The sequence below is a fragment of the Micromonospora sp. LZ34 genome (assembly GCF_052981855.1).
The window spans coordinates 1-14,610 of sequence record NZ_JBRIQN010000058.1 but is presented as its reverse complement, the minus strand read 5'-3'; the positions used below and the strand labels follow the sequence as shown (position 1 = coordinate 14,610).

15 protein-coding genes are annotated in these 14,610 nt (G+C 74.1%); 9 read left to right on the top strand and 6 right to left on the bottom strand.

All coding sequences use genetic code 11. The features are described from left to right. Window positions 1-118: 118 nt before the first annotated feature. From ACVCAH_RS33175 to ACVCAH_RS33165, 3 genes are all read right to left on the bottom strand, one after another. Window positions 119-787 carry a response regulator transcription factor gene (locus tag ACVCAH_RS33175; RefSeq protein WP_007072219.1) on the bottom strand — a complete coding sequence of 223 codons (669 nt, stop codon included), beginning with the start codon at window positions 785-787 and terminating at the stop codon, window positions 119-121. A 7-nt stretch (window positions 788-794) separates the two neighbouring features. After that, complete coding sequence (locus ACVCAH_RS33170; RefSeq protein WP_447140205.1) at window positions 795-2,432, bottom strand: GAF domain-containing sensor histidine kinase; 1,638 nt, start codon at window positions 2,430-2,432, stop codon at window positions 795-797. Between the two features lie 71 nt (window positions 2,433-2,503). Then, window positions 2,504-4,312, bottom strand: a complete 1,809-nt coding sequence (locus ACVCAH_RS33165) for an AMP-dependent synthetase/ligase (RefSeq protein ID WP_447140189.1) — start codon at window positions 4,310-4,312, stop codon at window positions 2,504-2,506. 128 nt (window positions 4,313-4,440) lie between these two features. On the opposite strand from ACVCAH_RS33165, the gene ACVCAH_RS33160 reads away from it, so the two are divergent. From ACVCAH_RS33160 to ACVCAH_RS33135, 6 genes are all read left to right on the top strand, one after another. Continuing rightward, window positions 4,441-4,896 (top strand): SRPBCC family protein, encoded by a 456-nt coding sequence (locus ACVCAH_RS33160; protein ID WP_447140188.1) that lies wholly within the window; start codon window positions 4,441-4,443, stop codon window positions 4,894-4,896. Window positions 4,897-4,936: 40 nt separating this feature from the next. Next, window positions 4,937-5,593 (top strand): hypothetical protein, encoded by a 657-nt coding sequence (locus tag ACVCAH_RS33155; RefSeq protein WP_447140187.1) that lies wholly within the window; start codon window positions 4,937-4,939, stop codon window positions 5,591-5,593. 56 nt (window positions 5,594-5,649) lie between these two features. After that, window positions 5,650-6,606: an ROK family glucokinase gene (locus tag ACVCAH_RS33150; protein ID WP_447140186.1), complete on the top strand. Its 957-nt coding sequence runs from the start codon at window positions 5,650-5,652 to the stop codon at window positions 6,604-6,606. Between the two features lie 10 nt (window positions 6,607-6,616). Next, window positions 6,617-7,321, top strand: coding sequence for an endonuclease/exonuclease/phosphatase family protein (locus ACVCAH_RS33145; protein WP_447140185.1), 705 nt, complete (start codon window positions 6,617-6,619; stop codon window positions 7,319-7,321). Window positions 7,322-7,419: 98 nt separating this feature from the next. Further along, window positions 7,420-8,826, top strand: coding sequence for a flavin-containing monooxygenase (locus ACVCAH_RS33140; protein WP_447140184.1), 1,407 nt, complete (start codon window positions 7,420-7,422; stop codon window positions 8,824-8,826). Between the two features lie 26 nt (window positions 8,827-8,852). After that, the gene (locus ACVCAH_RS33135) at window positions 8,853-9,656 is read left to right on the top strand and encodes an alpha/beta hydrolase (RefSeq protein WP_447140204.1); all 804 of its coding nucleotides are present in this window, start codon (window positions 8,853-8,855) and stop codon (window positions 9,654-9,656) included. Between the two features lie 30 nt (window positions 9,657-9,686). On the opposite strand, the gene ACVCAH_RS33130 is transcribed toward ACVCAH_RS33135, so the two are convergent. The 3 genes from ACVCAH_RS33130 to ACVCAH_RS33120 form a co-directional block, all read right to left on the bottom strand. Further along, entirely contained in the window at window positions 9,687-11,105 is a 1,419-nt protein-coding gene (locus ACVCAH_RS33130; protein WP_447140183.1) for an alpha,alpha-trehalose-phosphate synthase (UDP-forming), read from the bottom strand. Between the two features lie 404 nt (window positions 11,106-11,509). Beyond that, complete coding sequence (locus ACVCAH_RS33125; RefSeq protein ID WP_447140182.1) at window positions 11,510-12,346, bottom strand: DUF308 domain-containing protein; 837 nt, start codon at window positions 12,344-12,346, stop codon at window positions 11,510-11,512. Between the two features lie 264 nt (window positions 12,347-12,610). Next, window positions 12,611-12,829: a helix-turn-helix transcriptional regulator gene (locus ACVCAH_RS33120; RefSeq protein ID WP_447140181.1), complete on the bottom strand. Its 219-nt coding sequence runs from the start codon at window positions 12,827-12,829 to the stop codon at window positions 12,611-12,613. A 155-nt stretch (window positions 12,830-12,984) separates the two neighbouring features. Here ACVCAH_RS33120 and ACVCAH_RS33115 point away from each other — a divergent pair, with 155 nt between their 5' ends. From ACVCAH_RS33115 to ACVCAH_RS33105, 3 genes are all read left to right on the top strand, one after another. Next, window positions 12,985-13,254, top strand: coding sequence for a hypothetical protein (locus tag ACVCAH_RS33115; protein ID WP_447140180.1), 270 nt, complete (start codon window positions 12,985-12,987; stop codon window positions 13,252-13,254). 136 nt (window positions 13,255-13,390) lie between these two features. Beyond that, window positions 13,391-13,603 carry a hypothetical protein gene (locus ACVCAH_RS33110; RefSeq protein WP_447140179.1) on the top strand — a complete coding sequence of 71 codons (213 nt, stop codon included), beginning with the start codon at window positions 13,391-13,393 and terminating at the stop codon, window positions 13,601-13,603. 114 nt (window positions 13,604-13,717) lie between these two features. After that, window positions 13,718-14,425, top strand: coding sequence for a lysophospholipid acyltransferase family protein (locus ACVCAH_RS33105; RefSeq protein WP_447140178.1), 708 nt, complete (start codon window positions 13,718-13,720; stop codon window positions 14,423-14,425). The last annotated feature ends 185 nt before the right edge of the window (window positions 14,426-14,610 follow it).

The window sequence follows — 14,610 nt, the reverse complement described above, 5'->3', positions numbered from 1 at the left end:
GACCATAGCGCGTCGGTCCGTACCTCACGCACGCCGGTCGATGGACGAAGGTCCGCGGCCGCCGGCGGGCGGACGCGGACCGGTGCGGTCGTCCGTGGCTGGACCCCGGGCGGGGCCGTCAGAACTTCGGGGCGTCCGGCGCCTCGAGCAGGCCCAGCCGCAGCGCGGTCATCAGCGCCTGCGCCCGGTTCGCCGCGCCCAGCTTCTCGTAGAGCTTCGAGATGTGGGTCTTGGCGGTGGACTCGCTGACGAAGAGCTGCTTGGCGATGCCGGCCACGCTCATCCCGTCGGCGAGCAGCCGCAGCACCTGGCCCTCGCGGGGGGAGAGCTGCGGGCCGGAGGGCGCCAGCCGGCGCTTCATCGCCTCGGCCAGGTCGGCGGCGGTGAAGGCGCTGGGGGAGGAGGCGGCGTGCCGGGCGGCGGCGACGACCTCGTCGGCCGGGGCGGTCTTCGGCACGAACGCGCTCGCGCCGGCCTCCAGGGCGCCGAAGAGCTGGTCGTCACCGGCGTACATGGTGAGCACTACGATGCCCATCGAGGCGCTGGACTTGCGCAGCGCGCGGGTGGCCTCCAGACCGCTGCCGTCGGGCAGGCGCAGGTCCATGATCACCACGTCCGGCTGCAGCGCACCGGCCTGGCGTACCCCCTCCGCCGCCGTGGCGGCCTCCCCGACGACCTCGAACTGCCGGTCACGCTCGAACGCGTGCCGGAGGCCCTTCCGGATCAGATCGTGATCGTCCACAAGGAGGACCTTGGTACGGGTGGCCGGTGTCGGACTTGTGGTCATCCTCGGGTTACTCCCCTTCTGCTGCCGCTGCGCTACCGCGCACGTTATCGCGCCGGGGCGAGGAACCGACCACCACCGCCACGGTCGTGCCGCTCGGCTGCCGCGGCCTGATCTCCAACCGGCCCCGGATACGTTCCGCCCTCTCGGCCATGATCGCAAGACCGTAGTGCCCGTCGGAGCGCTGGTCAGCGATCCCCTGACCGTCATCCGACACTTCTATTTGCGCGTACGGGGGGTCCACCTCGCAGGTGACCCAGAGATTCGACGCCCCGGCGTGCTTGCGCGCGTTGGTCACCGCCTCCTGGGCGATGCGCAGCAACTCGGCCTCGGTGGCGGCCGGCAGCCGCGCGGTGGACTCGTCCAGCGACAGGTGCACCCGCAGCCCGCCCGAGGCGCCCACGGTGCGGGCGTACTCGGCGATCGCGGCGGCCAGGCCGCCGTGCCGGTCCACCTCGCTGCGCAGCTCGAACAGGCTCAGCCGCAGCTCGGTGATCACCCGGGTGACCTCGCCGCGCAGCGTGCGCAGCGCCTCGGCGGTCTCCTCGGCGTCGTCGAAGACGGTGGCCAGCGCGTTGTCGATGCCGTAGCCGACCATCACCAGTTCCTGGGCCACCCCGTCGTGGATCTCCCGGGCCAGCCGCTGGCGCTCCTCGTTGGTGGCCAGCGAACGCACCTCGTCGAAGAGCAGCGCGGCCTCCAGCCGCAGCGCGGCCGGGCCGGTCGCCGCGGTCACCCGGGACACCACCGGGGCCGGGTACGCGTGCGACGCGTCCGCCTCCAGCACCACCAGCCCCACCGTGCGCACGCCGGCGACCAGCGGCACGATCAGCGCGGACACCTCGCCGCCGCGGTGCGAGCGGGCCTGCGAGCGGGCCGCGGTCTGCGGCTGCTGGCTGGCCCACGCGTCGGCGATCGCCGAGTCGGCGTCGAGCGTGGTCTCCCAGTCCACCCGGTCCACGCCCACCTGCGCGAGGACCACCAGCCGCCCGCCGCCGCTGGCGGAGAGCACTGCCGCCCGGTCGGCCGGGGCGACCGCGCGCAACTCCTCCAGCAGGTGCTCGGAGATGCCGCCCGGGTCGAGGGTCGCCCCGGGCAACTGGCGGGCCACCGTGCGCAGCTGGGTCAGCAGCCGGGTCGCCTCCGCGTACGGCTGCGGCTTGCCCTCGTTGCGGACCTGCATCACCCGGTGCAGCGTCCGGGCGGCGTAGAGGCCGAGCGCGGCGAGGATCAGCCACTGCGCGCAGACCGCCAGGTAGCCGAGCTGGGCGAGCTGCGGTCGACCGTCGACGTCGGTGAGCGCCCCGGCCACCAGCAGGGTGGCCGCGGCGACCGCGAGCAGCACGGCGCCCTCGCGGAACCGGCGGCGCAGCGCGGTGACGGTCACCGGGACCGCCAGGTAGGGCAGCACCGCGGAGGCGCCCAGCCCGCCGATCTCCCCGCCGATCTCGGCGACCGCGCCGACCTGGCTCGCGGCCAGCCCCAGCACCACCACCTCGGCGACCCGGCTGAGCGGGCCGACCAGCCGGTGCTCGGGCGCCAGCAGGGCGGGCAGCCCGGCGACGGCCAGCAGCGCGATCCACCAGAGCTGGCGGGCGTCGTGCGTGGCGAGCAGGGTCAGGACGGCGACCAGCGCCAGCACGACCACGCGCGCAGCCGCGGCGAGGGGATGCGGGTGCGGCCGGGTGGGCGTCGAGGTGGACACGTGACGGATGGTAGTCAGCCTTGGTAGATCTCGGCGATCTCCGCCGCGTACGTCTTGTGCACGACCTGTCGCTTGACCTTCAGCGACGGGGTGAGTTCCCCGGTCGCCTCGGTGAAGTCGCGGGGCAGGATCCGGAACACCCGGATCGCCTCGGCCTTGGAGACGGCCAGGTTGGCCAGGTCGACCGCGCGCTGGATCTCCGCCCGCATGCCCTCGTGCTCGCGCAGCCGCTCGACCGGGGTGTCCGCCGGCAGGCCGGCGCCGGCGAGCCAGCCCGGCAGCGCCTCCTCGTCGATGGTGACCAGCGCCGCGATGAACGGCTGCCGGTCGCCGACGACCACGCACTGGCTGACCAGCGGGTGGGCCCGGACCTGGTCCTCCAGCACCGCCGGGGCGACGTTCTTGCCGCCGGCGGTCACGATGATCTCCTTCTTGCGACCGGTGATGGTCAGGAAGCCCTCGTCGTCGAGCTGACCGAGGTCGCCGGTGCGGAACCAGCCGTCCGGGGTGAGCGCCTCGGCGGTGGCGGCCTCGTTGCGCCAGTAGCCCTGGAAGATCAGGTCGCCGGCGATGAGGATCTCGCCGTCGTCGTCGATCCGGATGGTCACCCCGGGCAGCGGCCGGCCGACCGTGCCGATCCGGGTGCCGGTGGGCAGGTTCGCCGCGGCCGCCGGGGATGTCTCGGTGAGGCCGTAGCCCTCCAGGACGGTCACGCCGATGCCGCGGAAGAAGTGCCCGAGCCGGGCGCCGAGCGGGGCGCCGCCGGAGATGGCGTCCCGGCACCGGCCGCCGAGCGCGGCGCGCAGCTTGCCGTAGACCAGCTTGTCGAAGAGGGCGTGCTGGGCGCGCAGCGCCAGGCCCGGCCCGCGCGGGGTCTCCAGCGCCTCGCTGTACGCGATGGCGACCGCCTCGGCGCGGGCGAAGATCTTGCCCTTGCCGTCGGCCTCGGCCTTCTGCTTGGCGCCGTTGTAGACCTTCTCGAAGACCCGGGGCACCGACAGCACGAAGGTGGGCCGGAACTCCTGCAGCTCGGCGACCAGGGCCTTGGTGTCCGAGCAGTGCCGCATGGTGGCCCGGGCGTGCACCACGCCGATCTGGATGAGCCGGGCGAAGGCGTGCGCCAGCGGCAGGAAGAGCAGCGTGGAGGCGCCGGGGTTGAACAGGTTCGGCAGCACCGGCACCGCGTTGGCGATGTCCGCGTACATGTTCCGGTGGGTGAGCACGCAGCCCTTGGGGCGGCCGGTGGTGCCGCTGGTGTAGATGATGGTGGCGACGTCGCCGGCGCGCACCTCCCGGCGGCGCCGCTCGATCTCGGCCGGGTCGACCGACGCGCCCGCCGCGACCAGGTCGTCCACCCCGCCGAGATCGATCTGCCAGACCTGGCCCAGCTCGGGCAGCCGGTCCCGGACGCTGGCGACCAGGGTGGCGTGCGCGTTGCTCTCGACCACGCAGGCGACCGCCCCGGAGTCGGCCAGGATCCAGGCGGCCTGCTCGGCGCTGGACGTCTCGTAGATCGGCACGGTGACCCCGCCGGCGGCCCAGATGGCGTAGTCGATCAGGGTCCACTCGTAGCGGGTGCGGCTCATCAGGCCGACCCGCGCGCCGGGCTGGACCCCGGCCGCGACCAGGCCGCGGGCCACCGCGACCACCTCGTCGCGGAACTGCCGGCAGGTGACGTCCACCCAGGCCGCGCCGCCGGTGGCCGGGTCGCGCCGGACGAACTGCACCGCGTCCGGGGCCTCCTCGGCGTTGTCCCAGACCGGGTCGGTGAGGTTGGCCGCATCGCCGACGGTGACGATCGGCGGGACGGAGAACTCGCGCACCTGCACTCCCTCGTGCTCACACTGACCGGGCCGGCCGCCACCTGATGGTCGGCTCCCGTCGAAACCTACCCGCCCGGTCAGGTGGGTGGCGTAGGCAGGTTGCCCCGGTGGCCGGGTAGCCTCCCCCCATGGCGGACTCCTCCACCCAGTCGATCATCATCGGCGCGTCACCGGACCGGGTGGCCGCGGTCATCAGCGACTTCCCGAGCTACCCGGAGTGGACCGAGGCGGTGCGCCGGGTGGAGGTGCTCGAGGAGTACGAGGACGGCTACGCCAGCCAGGTGCGGTTCACCATCGACGCCGGCGTGATGGCCGACGAGTACGTGCTCGCCTACGAGTACGCCGAGGACCTCTCCCGGATCGAGTGGCACCTGGTGGCGCCGTCGAAGATGCAGAAGACCCAGCGCGGCTCCTACGACCTGGTTGGCAACCCGGACGGCAGCACCACGGTGACCTACACCCTGGAGGTGGAGCTCTCCGTCGGGATGCTCGGGATGTTCCGCCGCAAGGCTGAAAAAATGATCATGGATACCGCGTTGAAGCAGCTGAAGCGCCGGGTAGAAGCAGCCGGTGCGGCGCAGTGACGGGTACGGCGGCCCGGCCGCCCCGGTAGAGGAGCCCAGCGTGGGTGCAACGGATCCGGGTACGGCCCGGGAAGAGGCGGAGCGGCTGGTCGCCACCCTGCTGGCCACCGCGCGGCTGGCCGCGGCGGGTTCGGCGGCCGGCGGGCTCGGTCCGCTCGGTGGGATCGTGTCGAGTGTCCTCGGTCACAGTGGCGGGCCGGGCGCGTCCACCGGCCACGCCGGTGGCGGTTTCGCCACCGGTACGGCCGAATGCTGCGTCTGCCCGATCTGTCGGGCGGTCGCCGCGCTGCGGGACCCGAGTCCGGAATTCGCCGAGCGGCTCGCCACCGGCGCCGGTGACCTGGCCGCCGGGGTGGCCAGCCTGCTGCGCGCGTTCGCCCCGGCCGAGCCGCCGCCGGCGTCCCCGCCGCCCGCGGAAACACCGCCGGGCGACGCCGGTGCGGGCGCCGACGACGACCGAGTGTGGCGCGAGGCCACCCGGAGCGGGCATGATTCCCAACCGGCGCCGGAGCCCGACGTCTGGTCCGCCGCGACCCGGGCGGAGGACGCGACCGCTCCGGCCGTCGCCGTGCCGCCCGTCGACGTCGCCGCGGCGGCCGCGCCGGGCACCGTCCGGGCGGCGGCCGACCGTCCCGTGGTGCCCGCCTCGCGGGTGCCCGGCGACGCGGCCGCGGACGCACCGGGCGACGGGGCCTGACCAGACCATCTCGGCACCCACCGGCCGCGCCGGTGCGGGCGGCACAGCAGAGGGGAGTGGCAGCGGTGACGCTGACCATCGGAGTCGACGTGGGTGGCACGAAGGTGGCCGCCGGCGTCGTGGACGACACCGGCACGGTGCTCGTGCAGGCCCGACGGGACACTCCCGCCGACGACGTCGGCAAGACCCGGGACGTCATCATCGAGCTGGTCGCCGAGCTGGCCACCGGCCGGACGGTCCACGCGGTCGGCATCGGCGCGGCCGGCTGGATCGACGCCAGCCGCTCCACCGTCCTCTTCGCGCCCAACCTGGCCTGGCGGGACGAGCCGCTGCGCGACTACGTCAGCGCCGCCACCGGCCTGCCGGTGATCGTGGAGAACGACGCCAACGTGGCCGCCTGGGCGGAGTTCCGCTACGGCGCCGCCCGCCACGCCGACGACTCGATGGTCATGTTCACCATCGGCACCGGGGTCGGCGGCGGCATCGTGCTCGGTGGGGAACTGCTGCGCGGCGCCAACGGCATCGCCGCCGAACTGGGCCACATGCTCACCGTGCCGGACGGGCACCAGTGCGGCTGCGGCCGGCTCGGCTGCATCGAGCAGTACGCCAGCGGCAGCGCCCTGGTGCGGTTCGCCCGCGCCGCCGCCCGGCAGGAACCGCACCGCGCCACCGCGCTGCTGGAGCTGGCCGGCGGGGAGTCGGAGGCGATCAGCGGCCTGATGGTCACCGCCGCCGCGCAGGGCGGCGACCCGGTCTCCACCGAGGCGTTCGCGCAGGTCGGCCGGTGGCTCGGCACCAGCCTCGCGGACATGGCGCAGATCCTCGACCCGCAGGTGCTGGTGGTCGGCGGCGGCGTGATCGAGGCCGGCGACCTGCTGCTCGGCCCGACCCGGCGGTCCTTCACCGAGGCGCTCGCCCAGCGCAGCCGGTTGCCGGTGGCCGAGATCCGCCCCGCCGAACTGGGCAACAGCGCCGGCGTGATCGGCGCGGCCGACCTGGCCCGCCGGCTCTGAGGCGGCGCCGGTGACGCTGGACCGGGGAGTGCCGCTGCGCGTCGTGTCGTACAACATCCACAGCCAGCGCGACGACACCGCCGCGCTGGCCGCGGTGGTCCGCGCCGCCGCCCCGGACGTGGTGGTCGTGCAGGAGGGGCCGCGCCGGTTCCGCTGGCGGCAGAAGTCCGCCGCGCTCGCCGAGTCGTTCGGCCTGGTGGTGGCCGCCGGTGGGCTGCCCGCGCTGGGCAACCTGCTGCTGACCAGCCTGCGGGTGCGGGTGACGGCCACCCGGTGCCAGCGCTTCCCGCTCACCCCCGGGCGGCACCTGCGCGGCGCCGCGTACGCCGAATGCGTCGTCGCCGGCGCGGCCCCGTTCACCCTGGCCGGGTCGCACCTGTCCACCGATCCCGCGGAGCGGCCCGGGCAGGCCGCGCTCCTCAAGCGCGAGCTGGACGCGGCCGCCCCGCCGGTGATCGCCGCGGCGGACCTGAACGAGGGGCCGGACGGCCCGGCCTGGGCCACCGTCGCGCGGGGGCTGACCGACGCCGCCGTGGCGATGGACCGCGCCGACCGGCTCACCTACTCCTGCGCGAACCCGCGCCGACGGATCGACGCCCTCTTCGTCGACCCGCGGATCACCGTGGTCGACTACGACGTGGTGGACACCCCGCAGACCCGCCGGGCCAGCGACCACTTCCCGGTCCTGGTCGACCTGCTGCTGCCCGCCGGCTGAGCCGACCGGGCCCGCGCCGGGGCTGGACAACCGGCTCTGATGTGGAGAGGATTTCGCGGCGACCCGGCACTCGTGCCGCACAAAAGGAGATTCCCCCGGTGCCCACCTCCACCGACCACGGCCGGCCCGACCCGGAGGCGACCACGCTCGCCCTGACCCGCGACGGCCGCCCGGTCTCCGACCGCGGCGACACGGTCTGCGTCATCGGCGCCGGGGCCAGCGGCCTCACCGCCATCAAGAACCTCAAGGAGCACGGCTTCGGGGTCGACTGCTACGAGCGGGAGACCGGCGTCGGCGGCGCGTGGAACTGGCGGCACGACCGCAGCCCGGTGTACGCCAGCACGCACCTGATCTCCTCGCGCCCGTTCACCCAGTTCCCCGACTTCCCGATGCCGGACGACTGGCCGGACTACCCGCACCACAGCCAGCTGCTGGCCTACTTCGAGCGCTACGCCGACCACTTCGACCTGCGCTCGCACATCTGGTTCGGCACCGAGGTGGTCCGGGTCGAGCCGGTCGAAGGCGACCGCTGGGACGTGACCACCCGCAGCACCGGCGGCTACGGCCCGGAGCGCACCTCCCGCTACGCGGCGGTGGTGGTGGCCAACGGGCACAACTGGTCGCCGAAGCTGCCCCGCTACGAAGGGCTGGAGCAGTTCCGCGGCGAGGTCCTGCACGCCTCGTCGTACAAGGACCCGGCGCAGCTGCGCGGCAAGCGGGTGCTGGTGGTCGGCGCCGGCAACACCGGCTGCGACATCGCCGTGGAGGCCGCCCAGCAGGCGGCGAGCTGCTGGCACTCCACCCGCCGGGGCTACTGGTACGCGCCGAAGTACGTCCTCGGCCGCCCGGCCGACCAGGTCAACGACACGCTGCTCGCGCTGCGGGTGCCCCGGCGGATCCGCCAGTGGCTCTACCACACCACCCTGCGGCTGACCGTCGGCGACCTGACCCGGTTCGGCCTGCCCCGGCCCGACCACCGGGTCTACGAGACGCACCCGATCGCCAACAGCCAGCTCGTCTACTACGTCGGCCACGGCGAGATCACCCCGGTGCCGGACGTCGCCCGCTTCGACGCGTACGGGGTGGAGCTGACCGACGGCCGCCGGATCGACCCGGAGCTGGTCGTCTTCGCCACCGGCTACCTGCCGCGCTTCGAGTTCCTCGACCCGAAGGTGCTCGGCGACGACGGCGGGACGGGCCGCCCCACGCTCTGGCTGCACGCGCTCGTCCCCGGCCATCCCACCCTCGCGGTGGCCGGCCTGCTCCAGCCGGACTCCGGCCTCTTCCCGCTGTCGCACTGGCAGATGGTGCTCTTCGCCCGGCTGCTGCGGCTGCGGCAGACCCGGCCGGACCGGGCGGCGGCGTTCGCCGCCACCGTGCAGGCGCGGGCGGGGGAGCGCTACTCCGGGCCGGTCAAGGACAGCACCCGGCACTGGTTCGAGGTCGGCCACGCCGACTACCTGCGCGCCGTCCAGCGCGCGCTGCACGACCTGGAGGACAAGTGAGCGAGCGCGGCGAGCGGGTGCGGGTCATGCGGGGGCGGGAGTGGGCCCGCCCGGTCCGCCCGGTCCGCCGCGAGGTGCTCGCGGCGACGCCCGAGCTGGAGGAGGGGCGGCCGCCGCTGCTGTTCGTGCCGGGCTTCGGGCACGGCGCGTGGGCGTTCGCCGAGCACTGGCTGGTGCACGCCGCCGGGCGCGGTTTCCCGGCGTACGCGCTCAGCCTGCGCGGGCACGGCGGCAGCGGGCCGGCGCCGGAGGCGACGCTGCGCGCGTACACCCATGACGTGGTGCAGGTGGCGGCCGGGCTGCCGCGGCAGACGGTGCTGGTCGGGCACGGAGCCGGGGCGCTGGTGGTCGCGCACGCCCTGGCGCGCTACCCGGCCCGGGCCGCGGTGCTGGTCGCGCCGGTGCTCGGCGGCTGGGCGCCGCTCGGCGCCGCGCTGCGCCGCAATCCGGCCGGTACGCTGCCGGCGCTCGTCGGCGGCCGGCTGCGGTTGAGCCGCCGCCAGCTGTTCAGCCGGGAGCTGCCCGACGCGGAGGCCCGGGGCTACCTGGCCCGGCTGGGCCGGGCCGGCCGGCGCGCCCAGTGGCAGCTGCTCACCCACGCCGACCCGGAGCCGGCGGTGGGCCGGCCGCCGGTGCTGGTGCTGGGCAGCCCGGACGACCGGATCGTCCCGGCGGCCGCGCTGACCCGGGCCGCCCGGCGGTACGGCTCGGCGCCGCTGCTCTTCCCCGGGATGGGCCACGACATGATGCTCGACGCCCGCTGGCGGGAGCCGATCGACGCGATCCTGGACTGGCTGGCGAAGGACCCGGCGCCCGCGCCCCGGCCCTGAGTCGTTCGCGGGGCGCGGTCCCGGGCGGCGTCAGGCGGTGGCGCCGAGCCGGGTGAGCAGCGAGTCGCTCTCGTCCAGTGCGGCGAGGTAGGAGCGCGCCCAGGCCCGGATGTCGTGCCGGTGCAGGTACGCCCGCATGGCGCGCATCCGCTCACGGACGTCGGCCGGGTCGGCCCGCAGCGCCGCCAGCAGGCCCTGCTTGAGGCCCTCCAGGTCGTGCGGGTTGACCAGGTACGCCTGGGACAGTTCGGCGGCGGCGCCGGCGAACTCGCTGAGCAGCAGCGCACCGGCGTCGTCCACCCGGGCCGCGACGTACTCCTTGGCGACCAGGTTCATGCCGTCGCGCAGCGGGGTCACCGCCATCACGTCGGCGACCCGGTAGAGAGCGGCCAGCTCGGCCCGGTCGAAGGGCTGGGTGAGGTAGTGGATGGCGGGCTCGCCGACCCGGCCGAACTCGCCGTTGATCCGCCCGACCTCGCGTTCCACCCGCTCGCGGAGGTCCTGGTACTGCCCGACCCGCTCCCGGCTGGGCACGGCGACCTGGATCAGCACCGTGTCGGGCACCTTGACGTGCCCTTCGGCGATCAGCTCGCTGTACGCCTTGAGCCGCTGCTCGATGCCCTTGGTGTAGTCCATCCGGTCGACGCTGAGGATCACCTTGTCGGGGCTGCCGAGGTCGTGGCGCACCCGCTCGGCGCGGGCGGCCACGTCGGGGCGGGCGGCGAGGGCGGCCATCTCGGCGGTGTCGATGGAGACCGGGAAGGCGCCGATCCGGACCACCCGGTCGTCGACGGCGATCCGCCGGTCGGTGGCCGGCAGTTGGAGCACCTTCACCGCCAGTTGGGCGAAGTTGTGCGCGGCCTGTGCCCGCTGGAAGCCCACCAGGTCGGCGCCGAGCATGCCGCGCAGCAGTTCGGCCCGGCGGGGGAGCTGCATGAACAACTCCGGTGGCGGGAACGGCACGTGCAGGAAGAAACCGATGCGCAGGTCCGGCCGGAGCGTCCGGAGCAGGCCGGGCACCAGTTGCAGGTGGTAGTCCTGCACCCAGACCACCGCACCCGGCTCGGCGACCTCGGCGGTGGCCTCGGCGAACCGCTGGTTGACCCGCTGGTACGCCTCCCACCAGCGACGGTGGTGCACGGGTTGCTCGACGGCGTCGTGGTAGAGCGGCCAGAGCGTGGCGTTGGCGAAGCCCTCATAGTGGTCGCGCAGGTCGTCCGGGGTGAGCGCCACGGTGTGCATCCGGACGCCGTCCACGTCGGGCAGGGCGGGTGCCGGCCCGGTGCCGCCGGCCCAGCCGACCCAGACCGCCGGGGCGGCCCGCAGCAGCGGATGCAGCGCGCTGACCAGGCCCCCGGGGCTGCGGCGCCACTCGCAGGCCCCGTCCGGGGCCACACTGTCGTCGATTGGCAGACGGTTGGCCACCACTACGAGGGAACTATGTCGCATCTCGGGCATTCCGATCACCAGGGGTGTGACCGCCCCGTAGGAGGAACAACCGGGCAGTCAGCGAAGGAAGTGACGGACAGCGGTATTCCTACTGACAGTAAGTTACACCACTGTTACGCCTGAGGCGTCGGCCGGCCGCCGTCCCGGCATCCGGGCGGGAGGTGCCGGGCCCGGCCGGCGCCGTTGGTCGGTTGAGGCCGGTTGATGTCTCGGCAGGGCGAGCCGACCGAGAACGAGGGGTGATACCTCAGCGTCATATTGATGACGCTGTATCACCCTCGTGGGGCAACGGGCCGATCGGAGACGACACACCCGCCCGAGGACGCGCATGGCCGCATGTCGGGTGGGCCGGACCAGGGCGCGGGTCGGGTCAGGGTGGCGCCGGTGGCGGGTGGGAGTGGGCGTCAGACGACGGCGCCGTCGTCTGGGTCGTGGTCGTCGGAGTCGCCGGGGCGCAGCCGCCAGATCAGCGTGACGAAGCCGGCGAGGATGCCGGTGAACCCGAACAGGGTGACCACCGCCCGGTCCACCGGGAGCAGGTCGGGAAAGAGGAAGAGCGCGAAGCCGACGACGATCGCCAGCACGCCGGCCGCCGCGTACTTGGAGATGCGGGGCAGCGGCGGGGGCGGTGGCGGGGTGTAGCGCTCGTTCTCGTCCTCGTCGTCGGGCAGGTCGGCGCCGAAGGTGTCCAGCCCGTCCAGCAGCGACGGCTCGTCCTGTCGGCCGCGCCCCACCGAGATCCCGGAGATGTCGGCCGCGTAGGGCAGCCGGCGCACGTCGGTGGCGGTCGGCCCGGCCGGCTCGTCCGTCGCGGCGCGGCTGACGCCGCCGGTCGGCTCGTCCGGGTCCACGTCCTCCGCGGCCGGCCACGGGTTGTCGCCGGTGGTGGGGGTGGCGTGGAACCCAGCGACGATCCGGGCCCACTCGGCGTCGATGTCGGGCTCGTCGTCGTGCGGCCGCTCGGTGGGGGCCTCGTCGGCGAGCTGGGTGAGGTAGTCGCGGGCGGTGGTCAGGTGCGACCGGTCGACGTAGAGCCGGTCGACCGGGCGGGACGGGACCGTGGTGGTGCGGGTGACCGGGTTCAGGTCGGCGGAGGGTTGCAGGTAGGCGGCGATCCCGCCGGCCGCCAGGACGTCGAGCAGGTGCTCGCCGACGCGCGGATCCACGTCGCCGGCGACGGCGTACTCGCTCGCGTCGAGCCCGTTGTCCCGCCGTCCCCGGCGGGCCCCACCCGCTGACACCGGACAGTCCTCCTCATCGCGCCTCGCGGCGCGGCCGCTCCCAAGCCCCCTGGCGGCGCCACCCGTACGCCGTGCTTTGAATCGTGACACGTCGGGACCCGGTTCCGGGAGTGCGTTGTGTCGCGTCTTCCAAAGTCAGCGGCCCGGCCGCTGGTCGCGGACCGGGCTGTATGTCTGTTCTTGCTAGGGGCGCGCCAGATCAGCGCGCGGACGGCCCGCGAGCCGCCCGGCGGACCGCCGGTGGTGCCTACGCCGAGTCGGGCGTCACTCCTGCTCGTCGCCGTCGGTCACCCGCGGCGGCCGGTGCTCGGCAATCCACGCCTCCACGTCGACGCGCAGCCAGACCTTCATCCCCCGCAGCTCCTGGTACGGCTTCGGGAAGCTCGGCCGCATCGCGATCTGCTGGAACCGGCTGCGGGACACGTTCAACCGCTGGGCTATCTCGTATGGCCCCATCAGCTCGCCCGGCCCGCGGTCTCCCATGCCTGGAAGGTAGGCACGTTCATATCTCCCCGTTCGGGGATCCCCGATCAGAGGTCTCCGACTTGACAGGGGTCGGCTTGGGACGGAAGGTGGTCGGGGAGCGGTCTTCCGGACCCGGAGGGTCTGCCCGCGACAGCGGACGGAGGGAGCGGCAGGTGGACGAGGCGGTGGAGTTGGCGTGGTTGCGGGAGCGGGTCAAGGGGCTGGAGAGCGCGCTGCTGGGCTCGCGGCGGGAGCTGTTCGACCTGCGCTGCCGGCTGGCCGTCATCGCCCGGGTGGCCGGCGATCTCGACCGGGCGCAGCGGGCGCCGGGGGTGGCCTTCGGCGCGATCAACGCGGCGCTGCACGGGCAGCCGGCGACCCTGGGGCACGTCGCCCGGCACGTGGCCCGGCGGCGCCCGGGTCCACCCGCCCGGCCGGGGTGATCCGGCTGTCCGATGTGGTCCGACCCGCGGCCCGGGCTCGCCGGACACCCGACCTCGTACTCGCTACCCTGCTGGCGACGGTCAGCGCACTGTGCTGGGGGCGGCCCGCGTCGGTCGCGGCGGGAGGGGCGTGGCGATGACGGCTCGGCGTGCGGCCACGAGACTGCCGGTGCTGGCCGTCGCGCTGATCTGCACCGGCGTGCGCGGCCCGGAGCTGGTGCGGCAGGGCGGGTGGCGTGCCTGGGTGGTGGTACCGGCCACGCTCGTGCTGCTCTGGCTGATCGTGGCGGAACTGTGGGCGCTGCTGCGACGCCGGCGCGACCGGAGGCGGCGGGCGCCCGTCGTGTGACGGAAGCTGATCGGTCGTCCGTTGTGGCGCACGGCTCGCGCTCCGTAGGCTCGTCCGCGACGGCAGCGCTCCCGGGACGGGTGCTGCCCCGGGCACACATGGGAAAGGACGCCGGTGCTGTACTGGCTGTTGAAGTACGTCCTCCTCGGGCCGCTGCTGAAGCTGATCTTCCGCCCGCAGGTGGAGGGCCTGCACCACGTACCGGCCACCGGCCCGGTCATCCTGGCTAGCAACCACCTCTCGTTCTCCGACTCGATCTTCACCCCGCTGATCACCCCGCGGAAGGTCACCTTCGTCGCGAAGGCCGAGTACTTCACCGGCAAGGGGATCAAGGGCTGGCTGACCAAGATGTTCTTCGTCGGCACCGGCACGATCCCGGTGGACCGCTCCGGCGGCCGCGCCGCCCGGGCCGCGCTGGACACCCAGTTGCAGGTGCTCCGGGCCGGCGGCATCGCCGGCATCTACCCGGAGGGCACCCGCTCGCCGGACGGCCGGCTCTACCGCGGCAAGACCGGGGTGGCCCGGCTCGCCCTGGAAAGCGGTGCGCCGGTGGTCCCGGTGGTGATGCTCAACCTCGACGAGATCCAGCCGCCCGGCAAGCTCATCCCGAAGCTCAAGCGGGTGCGGATCCGGTTCGGCGCGCCGCTGGACTTCAGCCGCTACCGGGGCCTGTCCGGCGACCGGTTCGTCGAGCGCGCGGTCACCGACGAGATCATGTACGAGCTGATGGAACTCTCCGGCCGCGAGTACGTCGACATCTACGCGCAGAAGCTCAAGACCCAGCCCGCGCCGCCCACCCCCCGCGAGCCGATCGCCGCCTGACCCGCACCCCACATTACGAACGTGCTCGCACCTTCACTGAAAGAGTGGCTATTCGTAGCGCCGAGGCCACTCTTTCTCCGTAAGTGCGCGGGCAGGGTGGGGCGTGGGGGGTCAGACACCCCAGGAGCTGAGGTGTCAAGCAGCAGTGGGTAGGGCGGTGCGGTGTGACCAGGCGGTGGCCTGGT